The 15,823-nt window shown below is 68.1% G+C and carries 15 protein-coding genes; 6 read left to right on the top strand and 9 right to left on the bottom strand.

What is annotated here, in order from left to right; genetic code table 11:
- The first annotated feature begins 26 nt into the window (after window positions 1-26).
- Complete coding sequence (gene fba, locus IB278_RS08645) at window positions 27-1,043, top strand: class II fructose-bisphosphate aldolase (RefSeq protein WP_145745118.1); 1,017 nt, start codon at window positions 27-29, stop codon at window positions 1,041-1,043.
- A 5-nt stretch (window positions 1,044-1,048) separates the two neighbouring features.
- Here fba and IB278_RS08640 read toward each other — a convergent pair whose 3' ends face one another.
- From IB278_RS08640 to IB278_RS08620, 5 genes are read right to left on the bottom strand one after another with little or no spacing between them, the layout of a single operon-like run.
- On the bottom strand, window positions 1,049-1,273 hold the full coding sequence (locus IB278_RS08640) for a formate dehydrogenase subunit delta (RefSeq protein ID WP_145745121.1): 225 nt from the start codon (window positions 1,271-1,273) through the stop codon (window positions 1,049-1,051).
- 11 nt (window positions 1,274-1,284) lie between these two features.
- Complete coding sequence (fdhD, locus tag IB278_RS08635) at window positions 1,285-2,121, bottom strand: formate dehydrogenase accessory sulfurtransferase FdhD (protein WP_145745123.1); 837 nt, start codon at window positions 2,119-2,121, stop codon at window positions 1,285-1,287.
- Window positions 2,118-4,991: a formate dehydrogenase subunit alpha gene (fdhF, locus tag IB278_RS08630; RefSeq protein ID WP_192323219.1), complete on the bottom strand. Its 2,874-nt coding sequence runs from the start codon at window positions 4,989-4,991 to the stop codon at window positions 2,118-2,120. Before fdhF ends, fdhD begins: the two co-directional genes overlap by 4 nt.
- Before the next feature lie 28 nt (window positions 4,992-5,019).
- Window positions 5,020-6,576, bottom strand: a complete 1,557-nt coding sequence (locus IB278_RS08625; RefSeq protein ID WP_192323218.1) for a formate dehydrogenase beta subunit — start codon at window positions 6,574-6,576, stop codon at window positions 5,020-5,022.
- Window positions 6,573-7,037: a formate dehydrogenase subunit gamma gene (locus tag IB278_RS08620; protein ID WP_145745130.1), complete on the bottom strand. Its 465-nt coding sequence runs from the start codon at window positions 7,035-7,037 to the stop codon at window positions 6,573-6,575. Before IB278_RS08620 ends, IB278_RS08625 begins: the two co-directional genes overlap by 4 nt.
- A 122-nt stretch (window positions 7,038-7,159) precedes the next feature.
- Here IB278_RS08620 and IB278_RS08615 point away from each other — a divergent pair, with 122 nt between their 5' ends.
- On the top strand, window positions 7,160-8,275 hold the full coding sequence (locus IB278_RS08615) for a substrate-binding domain-containing protein (RefSeq protein ID WP_145745132.1): 1,116 nt from the start codon (window positions 7,160-7,162) through the stop codon (window positions 8,273-8,275).
- Between the two features lie 135 nt (window positions 8,276-8,410).
- Complete coding sequence (locus IB278_RS08610) at window positions 8,411-9,082, top strand: hypothetical protein (protein WP_145745135.1); 672 nt, start codon at window positions 8,411-8,413, stop codon at window positions 9,080-9,082.
- A gap of 15 nt (window positions 9,083-9,097) precedes the next feature.
- Here the strand turns inward: IB278_RS08610 and IB278_RS08605 are convergent, their stop codons facing one another.
- From IB278_RS08605 to IB278_RS08590, 4 genes are read right to left on the bottom strand one after another with little or no spacing between them, the layout of a single operon-like run.
- Window positions 9,098-9,904 carry a PPK2 family polyphosphate kinase gene (locus IB278_RS08605; protein ID WP_192323217.1) on the bottom strand — a complete coding sequence of 269 codons (807 nt, stop codon included), beginning with the start codon at window positions 9,902-9,904 and terminating at the stop codon, window positions 9,098-9,100.
- A gap of 49 nt (window positions 9,905-9,953) precedes the next feature.
- Complete coding sequence (locus tag IB278_RS08600; RefSeq protein WP_192323216.1) at window positions 9,954-10,388, bottom strand: RNA-binding S4 domain-containing protein; 435 nt, start codon at window positions 10,386-10,388, stop codon at window positions 9,954-9,956.
- Between the two features lie 4 nt (window positions 10,389-10,392).
- Window positions 10,393-11,814 carry a sensor histidine kinase gene (locus tag IB278_RS08595; protein ID WP_145745138.1) on the bottom strand — a complete coding sequence of 474 codons (1,422 nt, stop codon included), beginning with the start codon at window positions 11,812-11,814 and terminating at the stop codon, window positions 10,393-10,395.
- Window positions 11,811-12,491 (bottom strand): response regulator transcription factor, encoded by a 681-nt coding sequence (locus IB278_RS08590; protein ID WP_145745140.1) that lies wholly within the window; start codon window positions 12,489-12,491, stop codon window positions 11,811-11,813. The genes IB278_RS08595 and IB278_RS08590 overlap by 4 nt, the downstream gene beginning before the upstream one ends.
- 127 nt (window positions 12,492-12,618) lie before the next feature.
- On the opposite strand from IB278_RS08590, the gene IB278_RS08585 reads away from it, so the two are divergent.
- From IB278_RS08585 to IB278_RS08575, 3 genes are all read left to right on the top strand, one after another.
- Window positions 12,619-13,578 carry a tripartite tricarboxylate transporter substrate binding protein gene (locus tag IB278_RS08585; RefSeq protein ID WP_145745141.1) on the top strand — a complete coding sequence of 320 codons (960 nt, stop codon included), beginning with the start codon at window positions 12,619-12,621 and terminating at the stop codon, window positions 13,576-13,578.
- 97 nt (window positions 13,579-13,675) lie between these two features.
- Window positions 13,676-14,212 (top strand): tripartite tricarboxylate transporter TctB family protein, encoded by a 537-nt coding sequence (locus tag IB278_RS08580; protein WP_145745143.1) that lies wholly within the window; start codon window positions 13,676-13,678, stop codon window positions 14,210-14,212.
- Window positions 14,213-14,301: 89 nt separating this feature from the next.
- Window positions 14,302-15,816, top strand: coding sequence for a tripartite tricarboxylate transporter permease (locus IB278_RS08575; RefSeq protein ID WP_145745145.1), 1,515 nt, complete (start codon window positions 14,302-14,304; stop codon window positions 15,814-15,816).
- Window positions 15,817-15,823 lie beyond the last annotated feature (7 nt).

Below are 15,823 nucleotides of genomic sequence, written 5' to 3'. Positions count from 1 at the left end.
ATTTCCAACTTCACAGGAGAGCTCCCATGGCCATGATTTCGCTGCGCCAATTGCTGGACCACGCCGCCGAGCACCAGTACGGCGTGCCGGCGTTCAACGTCAACAACCTGGAGCAGATCCAGGCCATCATGCAGGCCGCGCGCAAGACCGACAGCCCGGTCATCCTGCAGGCCTCGGCCGGCGCGCGCAAATACGCGGGCGAACCCTTCCTGCGCAAGATGGTCGAGGCGGCGGCCGAGATGTACCCCGGGATCCCGATCGTGATGCACCAGGACCACGGCGCCAGCCCGTCGATGTGCATGCAGGCCATCCGTTCGGGCTTCACCAGCGTGATGATGGACGGCTCGCTGATGGAAGACGCGAAGACGCCCGCGAGCTATGACTACAACGTGGGCGTGACCAGCCGCGTGGTGGAGATGGCGCATGCGGTCGGCGTCTCGGTCGAGGGCGAGCTGGGCTGCCTCGGGTCGCTCGAGTCGGGCATGGCCGGCGAGGAAGACGGCAGCGGGGCCGAGGGCGTGCTGTCGCACGACCAGCTGCTGACCGATCCGCAGCAGGCGGTCGATTTCGTGTCGCGCACCGGCGTGGATGCGCTGGCCATTGCCATCGGCACTTCGCATGGCGCCTACAAGTTCAGCCGCAGGCCGACCGGCGACATCCTTGCGATCGACCGCATCAAGGAGATCCATGCGCGCATTCCGAAGACGCACCTCGTGATGCACGGCTCTTCGTCGGTGCCGCAGGAATGGCTGGCCGTGATCCGCGAGTTCGGCGGCGACATCAAGGAGACCTACGGCGTGCCGGTGGAGGAGATCCAGGAAGGCATCCGCCATGGCGTGCGCAAGGTCAACATCGACACCGACATCCGGCTAGCGATGACCGGCGCGATGCGCCGCGCCATGGGCCAGGACCGCAGCGAATTCGATCCGCGCAAGTTCCTGAAGGAGGCGACCGCGGCCGCGCGCGATGTCTGCATCGACCGCTTCCAGGCCTTCGGCACCGCGGGCATGGCGTCGCGGATCAAGCCGGCGCCGCTGCAGTAGCGCTGCTATTCGAGCAGCGCTCGGTGCACGCGGATCGCCTCGGCCGACACGGGGTTCAGTTCCCCCGGTCCGCCGGTGTCCAGGTGCGCCAGCAGCTCGCGCCGCATGCGCGGTTCCCAGAAGCGTTTCAGGTGCAGCGCCAGGTCATGCAGGGCTTCGCTGCGGTCGGGCATGGCTTCGAAGAAGCTGCCCATCTGGTTCACCATGCGGATCAGCTGGTCGACGTGCATTGCAGGAAACCTCAGGCGTTGGAGGGCAGGCCGTTCAGCCGCCACGGGTGGGTGTAGATGACCAGGTCGTCGCCGCGCACGAAGCCTGCCAGCGTCAGGCCCGCGTCCTGCGCAACCGCCGTGGCCAGCGAGGTCGAGGCCGATACCGCGGCCAGCAGCGGCACGCCGGCGGCAACGGTCTTCTGCACCATCTCGAAACTCGCCCGGCTGGTCACCGCGATGAAGCCGGTGGAGGCGGGCACGCTGCTTCTTGCGAGCGCGCCGACGAGCTTGTCGAGCGCGTTGTGGCGGCCGACGTCCTCGCGCACCAGCAGGGCTTCGCCCTCGACGCTGCACCAGGCAGCCGCATGCACGGCACCCGTCACCTTCTGCAGCACCTGCAGCGAGGCCAGCTCCCGCATGCCGCGCGCGACGGCGCGGGTCGAGAGCGCCGGGCCCTCGGGCAGGGGCGGCAGCGCGCGCGTGACATGCGCCAGGCTCTCGGTGCCGCACAGGCCGCAGCCCGTGCGCCCGGCCATCGAGCGGCGGCGCGCCTTCAGCCGCGCGAAGGCCGCGCTCGCCACCTCGAGCTTGAGCGTGATGCCTTCGGGGGCGTACGCTTCCTCCACGCCGTAGAGCTCGCCGCGTCCGAGCAGGATGCCCTCGCTGAGCGCGAAGCCCAGCGCGAAGTCGGCCAGGTCGGTGGGCGTCGCAAGCATCACAGCGTGCGCAATGCCGTTGAACTCCAGCGCGACCGGCACCTCCACGGCCACCCAGTCGCGGTTGTCGAAGGCCCGGCGGGCGCGCACGCCGCGCACGGGCAGAAGTTCCGCGCTTCCGGGACGCAGTGGGACGTCGGACAGGTTCACTTGGCGGCCGCCGTTTCTTCGATGCGCCTGCTCAGCAGCTCTTCCTGCAGAGCGTTGAACCGGCTGTACTCCTGCTGCCATTCGGAAGGCTGCATCACCGGCATCACCTGCACCGCGGTCACCTTGAACTCGGGGCAGTTGGTGGCCCAGTCGGAGTTGTCGGTGGTGATCACGTTGGCGCCCGATTCGGGGAAGTGGAAGGTGGTGTAGACCACGCCCGGCTGCACGCGCTCGGTGATGGTGGCCCGCAGCACGGTTTCGCCGGCGCGGCTGCGGATGCCGACCCAGTCGCCCTCGGCGATGCCGCGGTCCTCGGCGTCGGCCGGGTGGATCTCGAGGCGGTCCTCGCTGTGCCACTGGTTGTTGTCGGTGCGGCGGGTCTGCGCGCCCACGTTGTACTGCGACAGGATGCGCCCGGTGGTCAGGATCAGCGGGTACATGCGCGTGACCTTCTCGTCCGTTGGCACGTACTGCGTGATGATGAACTTGCCCTTGCCGCGCACGAACTCGCCGACGTGCATGGTCGGTGTGCCTTCGGGCGCAGCCTCGTTGCAGGGCCACTGCACGCTGCCGAGCTTCGCGAGCTTGGCGTAGCTCACGCCCGCGAAGGTGGGCGTGAGTGCGGCGATTTCGTCCATGATTTCTTCGGCGCTCGCATAGTTCATGGGATAGCCCAGCGCGTTGGAGAGCAGCTGCGTCACCTCCCAGTCGGCATAGCCGGCCTTGGGCGGCATCACCTTGGTGACGCGCGAGATGCGGCGCTCGGCGTTGGTGAAGGTACCGTCCTTCTCCAGGAACGACGCGCCCGGCAGGAACACGTGGGCGTACTTGGCGGTTTCGTTCAGGAACAGGTCCTGCACCACGATGCATTCCATCGCCATCAGGGCCTCGGCCACGTGCTGCGTGTTCGGGTCCGACTGGACCACGTCCTCGCCCTCGCAGTACAGGCCCTTGAAGCTGCCGGTGATGGCGGCATCGAACATGTTGGGAATGCGCAGCCCCGGCTCGGCGCGCAGCGCCACGCCCCAGGCGTCTTCGAAGCTGCCGCGCGCGGTGCTGTCCGACACATGGCGGTAGCCCGGCAGCTCGTGCGGGAACGAGCCCATGTCGCAGGAGCCCTGCACGTTGTTCTGGCCGCGCAGCGGATTCACGCCCACGCCTTCGCGGCCCACGTTGCCGGTGGCCATGGCGAGGTTGGCGATGCCCATCACCATGGTCGAGCCCTGGCTGTGCTCCGTCACGCCCAGGCCGTAGTAGATGGCGGCATTGCGCTTGCCGCCGTGGCCCTTGGCAAACAGCCGCGCGGCGGCGCGCAGCTCGGTGGCCGGCACGCCGGTCACTGCTTCCATGGCCTCGGGCGAGTTGGCCGGGCGCGCAACGAACTCCCGCCACTCGTTGAACGACTTGGGCTCGCAGCGCTCGGCCACGAAGGCTTCGTCGACCAGGCCTTCGGTCACGATCACATGCGCCATGGCGCTGATCACCGCCACGTTGGTGCCGGGCTTGAGCTTGAGATGATGGTCGGCCTTGACGTGGGGCGACTTCACCAGGTCGATGGTGCGCGGGTCGATCACGATCAGCCGTGCACCGGCGCGCAGGCGGCGCTTCATGCGCGACGCGAACACCGGGTGGCCGTCGGACGGGTTGGCGCCGATCACCATGATCACGTCCGACTTCTCGACCGACTTGAAAGTCTGCGTGCCGGCCGATTCGCCCATGGTCTGCTTCAGGCCATAGCCGGTGGGCGAGTGGCACACGCGCGCGCAGGTGTCGACGTTGTTGTTGCCGAAGGCCGCGCGCACCAGCTTCTGCACCAGGTAGCCCTCTTCGTTGGTGCAGCGCGAGGACACCAGCCCGCCGATGGAATCGGTGCCGTACTTGGCCTGGATGCGGCGGAATTCGCTGGCGGCGTGGTTGACGGCTTCGTCCCAGCTCACCTCGCGCCACGGGTCGGTGATCCTGCTGCGGATCATGGGCTTGAGCACGCGGTCCTTGTGGGTGGCGTAGCCCCAGGCAAAGCGGCCCTTCACGCACGAGTGGCCTTCGTTGGCCTTGCCGTCCTTCCAGGGCACCATGCGCACCACTTCGTTGCCCTTCATCTCGGCCTTGAAGCCGCAGCCCACGCCGCAATAGGCGCAGGTGGTGATGGCGCTGTGCTCGGCCTGGCCCAGCCAGATCACTGATTTTTCCTGCAGCGTGGCCGTGGGGCAGGCCTGCACGCAGGCGCCGCAGCTCACGCATTCGGATTCCATGAAGGGCTGGTCCTGGCCCGCCGATACGCGCGATTCGAAGCCGCGGCCGCTGATGGTGAGCGCGAAGGTGCCCTGCGTTTCTTCGCAGGCCCGCACGCAGCGGTTGCAGACGATGCACTTGGCCGGGTCGTAGGTGAAGTAGGGGTTGGACTCGTCCTTGGCGCTCTTCAGATGGTTGGCGCCGTCGTAGCCGTAGCGCACGTTGCGCAGCCCGGTGACGCCGGCCATGTCCTGCAGTTCGCAGTCGCCGTTGGCGGCGCAGGTGAGGCAGTCGAGCGGATGGTCGGAGATGTAGAGCTCCATCACGCCCTTGCGCAGCTCCTGCAGCCTCGGGCTCTGCGTGCGCACCTTCATGCCGGCCTCGGCCGGCGTGGTGCACGACGCCGGATAGCCCTTGCGTCCGTCGATCTCCACCAGGCAGAGCCGGCAGGAGCCGAAGGGCTCCAGGCTGTCGGTCGCGCACAGCTTGGGCACCTGCACGCCCGCATCGACCGCGGCGCGCATCAGCGAGGTGCCCTTGGCCACCGTCATCGGCATGCCGTCGATCTCGAGCGTGACTTCCTCGGTGGATTCGCGCCTGGGCGTGCCGTGGTCGATGTCTTGCGATGGGTTCAGCATGGGATGTCTCCTCTGTTCGTCTCGTCGGTCAGGCTGCGGCGCGGTCGGGGGCTTCGATGCCGAAGTCCTCGGGGTAGTGATTGATGGCCGACAGCACGGGGTAGGGCGTCATGCCGCCCATGGCGCAGAGCGAGCCGTGCAGCATGGTGTCGCACAGGTCGCGCAGGAGAACGACCTGCTGCGGCCGGTTCTGGTTGCTGGTGATCTTGTCGATCACTTCCACACCGCGCGTGGAGCCGATGCGGCAGGGCGTGCACTTGCCGCAGGACTCGATCGCGCAGAATTCCATCGCGTAGCGGGCCAGCTGCGACATGTCGGCCGTGTCGTCGTGCACCACGATGCCGCCGTGCCCGACCACCGCGCCCACGGCGGCATAGGCCTCGTAGTCCAGCGGCAGGTCCCACTGCGATTCGGGCACGTAGGCGCCCAGCGGACCGCCCACCTGCACCGCCTTGATCGGCCGGCCGCTCGCGCTGCCGCCGCCGAAGTCGTAGAGCAGTTCGCGCAGGCTCAGGCCGAAGGCCTTCTCGACCAGGCCGCCATGCCTGATGTTGCCGGCCAGCTGGAACGGCAGCGTGCCGCGGGAGCGGCCCATGCCGTAGTGCTTGTAGAAGTCCGCGCCGCGCGCCAGGATGAGGGGCACCGAGGCCAGCGTGATCACGTTGTTGATCACGGTCGGCTGGCCGAACAGGCCCTGCAGCGCCGGCAGCGGCGGCTTGGCGCGCACGATGCCGCGGCGGCCTTCCAGGCTTTCGAGCAGCGCGGTTTCCTCGCCGCACACATAGGCGCCGGCCGCCTTGCGCACGGTCAGGCGGAAGCTGCGGCCCGAGCCCAGGATGTCGTCGCCCAGGAAGCCGGCTTGCTCGGCATGGCGGATGGCCTCGTTGATGGTGGCAATGGCATGCGGGTATTCCGAGCGCACATAGACGTAGCCCTCGGTCGCGCCGGTCGCAAGGCCCGCGATGGCCATGCCTTCCACCAGCATCAGCGGATCGCCTTCCATCGTCATGCGGTCCGAGAAGGTGCCCGAGTCGCCTTCGTCCGCATTGCAGACGATGTATTTCTGCGGCGCCTCTGCAGCCAGCACGGTCTTCCACTTGATGCCGGCCGGAAATGCGGCGCCGCCGCGGCCCCGCAGGCCGGAGTCCAGCACCTGCTGCACGATCTCGGCCGGTGCGAGGGTGAGCGCGCGGCGCAGCCCCGCGAAGCCTTCGTGCGCCTCGTAGTCGGCCACGGACACCGGATCGGTCACGCCCATGCGGGCGAAGGTCAGGCGCTCCTGTTTCTTCAGGTACGGAATCTCTTCGGTCAGGCCCAGGTTCAGCGCATGCGCGCCGCCCGAAAGAAAGCTGGCGTCGAACAGGCCGGCGACGTCGGCACCCGTGACCGGGCCGTAGGCCACGCGGCCTTGCGGCGTGGCCACTTCGACCAGCGTCTCCAGCCAGAACAGGCCGCGCGAACCGTTGCGCACGATGCGCACATCGGCGTTGCGTGCACGGGCTTGCGCCGCGATCTGCCGGGCCACCCGGTCGGCGCCGACCGCCAGCGCCGCGGAGTCGCGGGGGACATAGACGGTGGTGGTCATGAGGCGCTCCGCGCTTCCTCGACGATGCCGTCGAACCGTGCCGGCGTGATGCGCGCATGCACCTCATCGTTCACCGCGATGGCGGGCGACGAGGCGCACAGGCCGAGGCAGAACACCGGCTCCAGCGAGTACTGGCCGTCCGCCGACGTGCCGTGCACACCGCAGCCCAGGCGTTGCTCGGCATGCGCGAGCAGCGCATCCGCACCCATGGCCTTGCAGGCCTCTGCTCGGCAGACCTGCACCAGCAGCCGGCCTGCCGGGGCCGAGCGGAAGTGGTGGTAGTAGCTGACCACGCCATGCACCTCGGCACGCGACAGGTTGAACTGCTCGGCGATGAGGGGGACGGCGTCGGGCGGAACATGCCCCAGCGCGTCCTGGATGCCGTGCAGCGCAGGAAGCAGCCCGCCCGGGGTGTCCTTGTGCGCAGCGGCGATGGATGCCGCGATGCCCAGATTGTTCATATGCTTTGAATCTCCTAATGTTGGAGCTGCAATACCGTGGTGGCGCGAGTCTATGGAGAGGCATCGAATGCCACAATATGAGGCGTTCAGCCCAATAAATATGCTTTGGAAAGCCGAAACTCATGCATGAAGTGCACATCAGGCCGCAATGGACCATCCGCCAGGCCGACGGCGCGGCGCTGGCGCCGCGGGTGATCGAACTGCTGGTGCAGGTGCTGGAGCACGGCAGCCTGTCCAGCGCCTGCACCGTTTCCGGTGTGTCCTACCGCCACGCCTGGGAGCTGATCCGGCAGGGCGAAGCCATGTTCGGCCAGCCGCTGGTGGCGATGCAGCGCGGCAAGGGTTCCAGCCTCACGCCACTGGGTGAAAAGCTGGTGTGGGCCGACCGCCGCATCACCGCGCGCCTGTCGCCGCTCCTGGATTCGCTGGCCTCCGAACTGGGCGCGGAAATCGAGAAGCTGATTCCCACCGCGCCCACGCTGCTGCGCATCCACGCGAGCCATGGCTTCGCCATCGAGGCGCTGCATGGCTTCCTGGCCGCGGCGCAGGTGCCGGGCGACCTGCGCTACTGCGGCAGCGAGGAAGCCGTGGCCTCGCTGCACCACGGCAGCTGCGACGTGGCGGGCTTCCATGTGCCGCTGGGCGCGTTCGAGGCCGAAGCCGTCGCGCACTACGGTTCCTGGCTCAACGCCGATACGCAGAAAGTCATCGGCATGGCGACGCGGCACCAGGGCCTGATGGTGGCGCCCGGCAACCCGAAGAAGATCTACACGCTGGCCGACCTGGCGCGCCCCGATGTCCGCTTCATCAACCGGCAGGCGGGCTCGGGCACACGCTATCTGTTCGACCTCCAGTTGCGCGAGCAGGGCATCGCGCCCGAAGCCATCAAGGGCTACGAGCAGTGCGAGTTCACGCACGCGGCCGTCGCGGCCTTCGTGGCCAGCGGCATGGCCGACGCGGGCTACGGCGTGGAAACGCCGGCGCGCCAGTTCAAGCTCGACTTCATCTCCAACCAGGTGGAGCGCTATTTCCTGCTGTGCGAGGAGCGCTCGCTTGCCGCGCCGATCGTGCGGCGGATGCTGGACATCCTGCAGAGCGAGGCCTACCAGAGCGCCGTGAACCGCCTGCCGGGCTACCAGGCGGTGAACTGCGGCCGCGTGCTGTCGCTGGCGGAGGCCTTCGAGTCGCTTCGCCCCGCGGCGGCCGGCAAGCGCCGCACGGCCACGCGATCCAGGTAGAAGAGGCGCTCTTCCGCTGTCAGCAGAAAGCACTCAGCAACTCGTTCGTCGCAACTTCGCGACAAAGCAGGCTCAAAAGTAACCATCTGTATGGTTAAATCGCCCGAACTATCGCGAAGAGGACGAGGGATCTCCATGAAGCTGCTGCTGAGCATCGTGTGCGCCGTTGTTGCGTTGGCAGGGTGCGCCAGCACGCCGCCCACGCCGACCCAACCCGGCACCGGAACCGGGCTGTCTTACGTGCCCATGGTCGCCATGGAAGGCGTGGACCGGGCCCGCTACGACAGCGACGTGGCCGATTGCCGCACGGCCGCGATGCGGATCACCGCGCGCAGCGAAACCGGCGACGCCATGTGGCTTGCGCTGGGCCTGGGATTGATCACCGTGCATGGACAGGGCATCGTGGCTGCGGCCTCGTACACCGGCATTTCGGCTGCGGTGATCGACATGTCCTACCGGCCCAGCGCGGAGCTGGTTGCCGAGCACCAGCAGATCGCCGTGGTGCACTGCATGGCCAAGCGCGGCTACCGCAACCTCGACCCGAACGTGCGCGACACCTTCTACGGACATGCCTTCAACCCGGAAGTGGTGCTCGCGCCGCGCAGGACCGGGGTCGACACCTACAACGCCGAAGTGCTTGCCAAGGCCGGGCAGTGCAGCATCCAGCCGCGCGCCGAGCTCACGGCCAAGGGCCCGGGCTACGAGTCGTACAGCGTGCCCTGCTCGAACGGCACGGCCTGGGCCGTGCGCTGCGAATTCGGCAAGTGCCGCGTGCTGGGCCAGTCGGCCGTCCGGCGCTCCTCCTGACGGCGCGGGCGCTCGTCACTTGATGAGCATGCCCTTGAGCGCGGGGTCGGCGGGCGGCGCCTTGAGCTTCATCTGCCGCAGGATCTTCATCAGGAGCCGCGCGATCATCAGGTTGCGGTGCCGCTTGTTGTTGGCCGGTATCACGTACCAGGGCGCGTGCTCGGTCGAGGTGGCCCGCAGTGCCTTGTCGTAGGCCTGCTGGTAGGCGCTCCACTTGGTGCGCACCTCGAGGTCGCCCACATTGAACTTCCATTGCTTGCCGGGCGTGTCGATGCGCGCCTGCAGGCGTTCGCGCTGCGTGTCCTTGTCGATGTGCAGCATGCACTTGACGATCACCGTGCCGGTCTCGACGAGCAGGCGCTCGAAATCGTTGATCTGCGCATAGCGCCGCTGGGTCTCGGCCTTGTCGATCCAGCCTTCGACCACGGGCACCAGCACGTCCTCGTAATGACTGCGGTTCCAGACCGCGATCTCGCCGCTGCGCGGCACCACTGCATGGCAGCGCCAGAGGTAGTCGTGCGCGCGCTCGTCGTCGCTGGGTGCCTTGAAGGCGGTGACGCGCACACCCAGCGGGGAGGTGCGCGAGAACACCCAGCGAACGGTGCCGTCCTTGCCGCTGGTGTCCATGCCCTGCAGCACCAGCAGGACCTTGCGGCGGCCCTCGGCATGCAGCAGGTTCTGCATCTCGTCGAGCTCGATGGCCAGGGCGTCGATCTCGGCGAGCTGGGCGGCTTCGTTGCCGTCCAGGAACGGAGATTCGCCGGGGTCCACCTGCGAGAGTTTGAACTTGCTGTCGGCGCGGTATTTCTTGAAGCTGGCCATGAATCCGGACTCCGTGCAAAAGCACGCAGCGTACGCGATCGGGGCCCGGTCAGCGTTCGCTGTCGTCCGGATCGATGGAAGCGCTCCAGCGGCTGTCCCATTCGGCATGCCGAGCGGCGCCGTCGAGCTCGCGCCGGTCGCGCTTGGTGGGCCGGCCCTGCTCGATGGCCAGCGCCGGCTCGCTGCCCATGCGGCGCTGCTCGCGCAGGGCCGCCTGCGCGGCAATGCTTTCGGGCGTTTCTTCGTAGAGCTGCTGCGCCACCGGCGCTGGCCCGCGCTGGCCGCTCAGGCCGCGCACCATGACGGTTCGCGTCACGGCGCCCAGGCGGATGGCCACCGTGTCTCCCGGCTTGACCTCGCGCGAGGCCTTGGCGATGTCGCCGTTGACCTGCACCCGGTTCTTGCCGATTTCGTCCGCAGCCAGCGAGCGCGTCTTGAAGAAGCGGGCGGCCCAGAGCCATTTGTCGATGCGCAGGCGATCCATAGGTTCAGGAATTGTGGCGGTAGACGGGCAGGCGCACGACAGCATCGAGGCCGACCGTGTGTGCGGAATTTTCCTGCGCGCCGCGGTTGTCGAGGCTGATGCGTCCGCCGAGCGCAAGCACGATCTCGCGGCAGATGGCCAGGCCCAGCCCCGAGCCGCTGGCCGTGTCGCCGGCGGAAAACGGCGCGAACAGGCGCTGGCGCAGTTCGGCTGCAATGCCCGGCCCCTGGTCGCGCACCGTCAGCACGGCTTCCGGGCCGTCCGAGCGAACCATCACCGAAAGGGCGCCGCCGCGCGGGCTCTGCTTGATGGCGTTGTGCAGCAGGTTGCGCGTGAGCTCCTGCAGCATCCATCGGTGCGCGCGCACCGTCACGGGCGCGTCGATGGCCAGTTCGAAGTCGAGCGCCTTGTCGGCGATCAGCGGCGACAGGTCCAGCGCAATCTGGCGCACCACCTCGCCAAGCTCCAGCGGCATCGATTCAGGCTGTTGGCGCAGCTGCTCGACCTTGGCGAGCGACAGCATCTGGTTGGCGAGCGTGGTGGCGCGCTCCACGGTCTGGCTGATCTCTCCCAGCGCCTGCTCGGGCGGCACGTCGCCGCGCCGCGCCGACTGCACCTGCGCCTTGAGCACCGCGAGCGGCGTGCGCAACTGATGGGCGCTGTCGCGCACGAAGCGCTTCTGGTGGTCGAGCAGGCGCTGCAGCCGGCCCATGACCTCGGTGGTGGCGTCGACCAGCGGGCGCAGCTCGCGCGGCGCATCGGGCGCGTCGATGGGGGAAAGGTCGTCGGCGGCGCGCTTCTCGATGGCTTCGCCGAGCTCACGCACCGGCCGCGTGGCGCGCTGCACCACCAGCACGGTGACCAGCGCGATCACGCCCATCAGCAGCAACTGGCGCCACAGCATGTCCACCAGCAGTTTGCGCACCAGGGTTTCGCGCAGTTCCAGCGTCTCGGCCACCTGCACCACGGCCATGCCGCGGCCGTGCCCACTGGCCACGGGCTGCAGCAACACCGCCATGCGCACCGGCTGGTTGCGAAAGCGCGCGTCGTAGAAATCGACCAGCGCCGCATAGGCGCCGCGGTCCGGGATGCGGCCGCGCCAGAACGGCAGTTCGGCAAAGCCCGAGACCATCTCGCCGTCGAGCGCCGACACGCGGTAGAAAAGGCGGCTGCGGTTGTCGGCCTCGAAGGCTTCGAGCGCGGAATAGGGCACGATCGCGCGCAGCCGCGCATGCTCGTCGTAGCCTTCCACGTCGAGCTGCTCGCCGATGGTCTTGGCCGAGGCGAGCAGGGTGCGGTCGTAGGCCGTGGTGGCCGCGGCCAGGCTCTGGCGGTACAGGCTCACGCTGTTGATCACGATGAACAGCGCCACCGGCGCGAGAATGCCCAGCAGCAGCCTCGCGCGCAGCGACAAGGCGGCCTTCATGGCTCGGCGCGCAGCAGGTAGCCCAGCCCGCGCAGCGTCATCAGCGCCGCCCCGGTGCCTGCGAGCTTCTTGCGCAGCCGATACACCACCACTTCGATGGCCTCGTACTGCACATCGGTCTCGCCCGGGAACACGAGTTCGAAAAGCCGCTCCTTGCTCACCGCATGGCCGGGTTTCATCATCAGCGCCTTGAGCAGCGCCAGTTCGCGCGGCGTGAGCTCCAGGATGCCGCTCTTGTGATAGATGGCGCCGCTCTCGGGCTCGAAGCGCAGCCCGCCCACTTCCTGCGGGTTCGGGCCCGCGTCGGCGCCGGCATTCTGGTGGCGACGGCGCAGTGCGCGGATGCGCGCTTCCAGCTCATCGAGGTCGAAGGGCTTGGGCAGGTAGTCGTCGGCGCCGGCGTTCAGGCCCATGATGCGGTCGCCCACCGTGCCGCGGGCCGTGAGCAGCAGCACGGGCGTGCGCAGGCCCGCGGCGCGCGCCTGGGCCAGCACCTGCAGGCCGTCGAGGTTGGGCAGGCTCAGGTCGAGCGCCACCACGTCGGGCTCCAGCTCTCGCCACTGCTGGACGGCCAGCGCGCCGTCGCCGCAGATGCGCACGTCGATCCTGCTGCGGGCGAGGGCGCGCTGCAGGGTGACCTGCATCGAGGGATCGTCTTCGACCAGCAGCAGCTTCATGGGGTGTGGTGGGGGAATGGTACTTCGGTGTTTTCCCCAGTCCGGTGGACAGCCAACTGACAGCAGGGCGGCGCATGATAGCGGCTCAGGTTCAAGTCAGGTTTTCTTTAGTTCTCAGGAGACAACGATGCGTCGCGACACCTTTTTGAAGTCATTGGCCGCGCTGGCCGCCGCCGGAGCCCTGCCGTTGTCGGCACGCGCCGCTGCCAACGTCAAGATGATGATCCCGGCCAACCCGGGTGGGGGCTGGGACACCACGGGCCGCGCGCTGGGCAAGGCCATGACCGAAGCCAAGGTGGCCGACACGGTCACCTACGACAACAAGGGCGGTGCCGCCGGCGCACTGGGCCTGGCCCAGTTCGTGAACGGCTCCAAGGGCGATCCGAACGCGCTCATGGTGATGGGCTCCGTCATGCTGGGCGGCATCATCACCGGCAAGCCGCCGGTCAATCTCTCGCAGGCCACGCCGATCGCGCGCCTGACCACCGAATACAACGTGTTCGTGCTGCCGGCCAACTCGCCCTTCAAGTCCATGAAGGACGTGGTCGAGCAGCTCAAGAAGGATCCGGGCAGCGTCAAGTGGGGCGGCGGTTCGCGCGGCTCCACCGAGCACATCGCCGCGGCCATGATCGCGCAGAAGGTCGGTGCCGATCCGTCCAAGATCAACTACGTGGCCTTCCGCGGCGGCGGCGAGGCCACCGCGGCCATCCTGGGCGGCAACGTCACGATCGGCGGCAGTGGCTACAGCGAGTTCGCCGAGTACATTGCCGCCGGCAAGATGAAGGCCATTGCGGTCACGTCGGCCCAGCGCCTGCCCGGCATCAACGTGCCCACGCTCAAGGAGCAGGGCATCGACGTGGAGATCGGCAACTGGCGCGGCGTGTACGGCGCCCCAGGCATCAGCGCCGAGCAGCGCAAGGCGCTGACCGACATGGTGCTGGCCGCCATGAAGAGTCCGTCGTGGGCCGAGTCGCTCAAGAAGAACGACTGGACGCCGGCCGTGCTTTCGGGCGAGGCCTTTGCCAAGTTCGTCGACGACGACTTCGCGAGCCTGCGCGCCATCATGGCCAAGTCCGGCATGGTCTGAACCCGGCGCGCACCACTGGCCGCCACACGGCGCGCTGTCCTCGAAAGAGACGACAGCGTGCCGTTTTCAAATCCAGTTCCACATCCCGAGAGAAAAAATGACAACTCCAGACTCCTCGGCCGCGCCGCCACCGACGGCCATCTGGCCCCAAACGCTGGTCGGCATCGGCGTGTTCCTGACCGGCCTGGCGCTGGCTTTCGGCGCCATCGGCATTTCCTCCGAGGCCGGCTACGGCGGCGTCGGCCCCAACTTCCTGCCCTGGCTGGTGTCGGGCGTGCTCACGCTGTGCGGCGGCTGGATTCTCTGGGAGGCGCGCACCGGCGGCTTTCGCGAGCTCGATGCACCCTCGGGCGCGGAGCACGCCTACTGGCCGGGCTTCGTCTGGGTGTCGGCCGGCCTGCTGCTCAATGCGGCGCTGATCACCACGCTGGGCTTCATCCTGAGCTGCACGCTGTGCTACGTGCTGGCGGTGCAGGGCCTGCGCCGCGCGAGCGGCCAGCCCTCGGCCAACCAGCCGCGCACCTGGGCCATCGACCTGCTGACCGGCGCGCTCATCTCGGCGCCCGTGTTCTGGATGTTCACCAAGTTCCTGGCCATCAACCTGCCGGGCCTCACGACCACCGGCTGGATCTGACATGAACCCCCACGCTCATCACTTCGTGTATTCGCTGCCCCCCGAGGGGGCGCAGGCCTGCCTTGGGGCGGCCCGGCGGGAGGCCTGACATGGACATTTTCAACGCACTCATGACGGGTTTCGCCGCGGCGATCACCCCTGTCAATCTTCTCTGGTGCCTGGTGGGCTGCGCGCTGGGCACGGCCGTGGGCGTGCTGCCGGGCATCGGCCCGGCGGTGGCGGTGGCCATGCTGCTGCCCATCACCGGCAAGGTCGACATCACGGCCTCGATGATCTTCTTCTCGGGCATCTACTACGGCGCCATGTACGGCGGCTCGACCACGTCCATCCTGCTCAACACGCCCGGCGAAACGGCCAGCATGGTGACGGCGATGGAAGGCAACAAGATGGCCAAGAGCGGCAGGGCGGGCGCGGCGCTTGCCACCGCCGCCATCGGCTCCTTCGTGGCCGGCACCATCGCCACCGTGATCGTCACGCTGTTCGCGCCGTTCGTGGCCGAGTTCGCCGTGAAGCTCGGCCCGCCCGAGTATTTCCTGCTGATGCTGCTGGCCTTCACCACGGTGAGCGCGGTGCTCGGCAAGAGCACGCTGCGCGGCATGACGGCGCTGTTCATCGGCCTGGCGGCCGGCTGCGTCGGGCTGGACCAGATCTCGGGCCAGGGCCGCTACACCGGCGGCATTCCCGAACTGCTCGACGGCATCGAGATCGTGCTGGTGGCCGTGGGCCTGTTCGCGGTGGCCGAGGTGCTGTACGCCGTGCTCTACGAGGGCAAGGTGGTCGAGGACCAGAACAAGCTGACCCGCGTTCACATGACGGCGCGCGACTGGAAGCGCTCGATTCCGGCATGGCTGCGCGGCACCGCCATCGGCACGCCGTTCGGCTGCATTCCGGCCGGCGGCACCGAGATTCCGACCTTCCTGAGCTACGCGACGGAAAAAAAGCTGGCCAAGGACGCGGACGCCAGGGCCGAGTTCGGCACCAAGGGCGCCATCGAGGGCGTGGCCGGCCCCGAAGCCGCCAACAACGCCACGGTGACGGCGGCGCTGATCCCGCTGCTCACGCTTGGCATCCCCACCTCGAACACCACCGCCATCCTGCTCGGCGCGTTCCAGAACTACGGTATCCAGCCGGGACCGCAGCTGTTCACCACGTCGGCTGCGCTGGTGTGGGCGCTGATCGCTTCGCTCTACATCGGCAACGTGATGCTGCTGGTGCTGAACCTGCCGATGGTGGGCCTGTGGGTCAAGCTGCTGAAGATTCCCAAGCCGCAGCTCTACGCCGGCATCCTGATCTTTGCGACGGTGGGGGCCTACGGCATGCGCCAGAGTGCATTCGACCTGTTCCTGCTCTACGGCATCGGCCTGCTCGGCGTGGCGATGCGGCGCTTCGACTTTCCGACCGCTCCCGTGGTGGTGGGCATGATCCTCGGGCCGCTGGCCGAGGCGCAGCTGCGCAACGCGATGTCCATCGGGGAGGGCAGTGCCTCGGTGTTCTTCCAGCGGCCGATGTCGATCACGCTGGTGGTCGTCATCGTGGCTGTGCTGGTGCTGCCGCGCGTTGCCAAGCGGATGAGTGAACGCAAGCTGGCGAGGCTGGCGGCCTGAGATTGCT

The sequence above is a fragment of the Variovorax sp. VRV01 genome (assembly GCF_014852545.1).
Classification (GTDB): Bacteria; Pseudomonadota; Gammaproteobacteria; order Burkholderiales; family Burkholderiaceae_C; genus Variovorax; species Variovorax beijingensis_A.
Note: the sequence above shows the minus strand (reverse complement) of the source record. Positions and strands in the feature narration are given on the sequence as shown.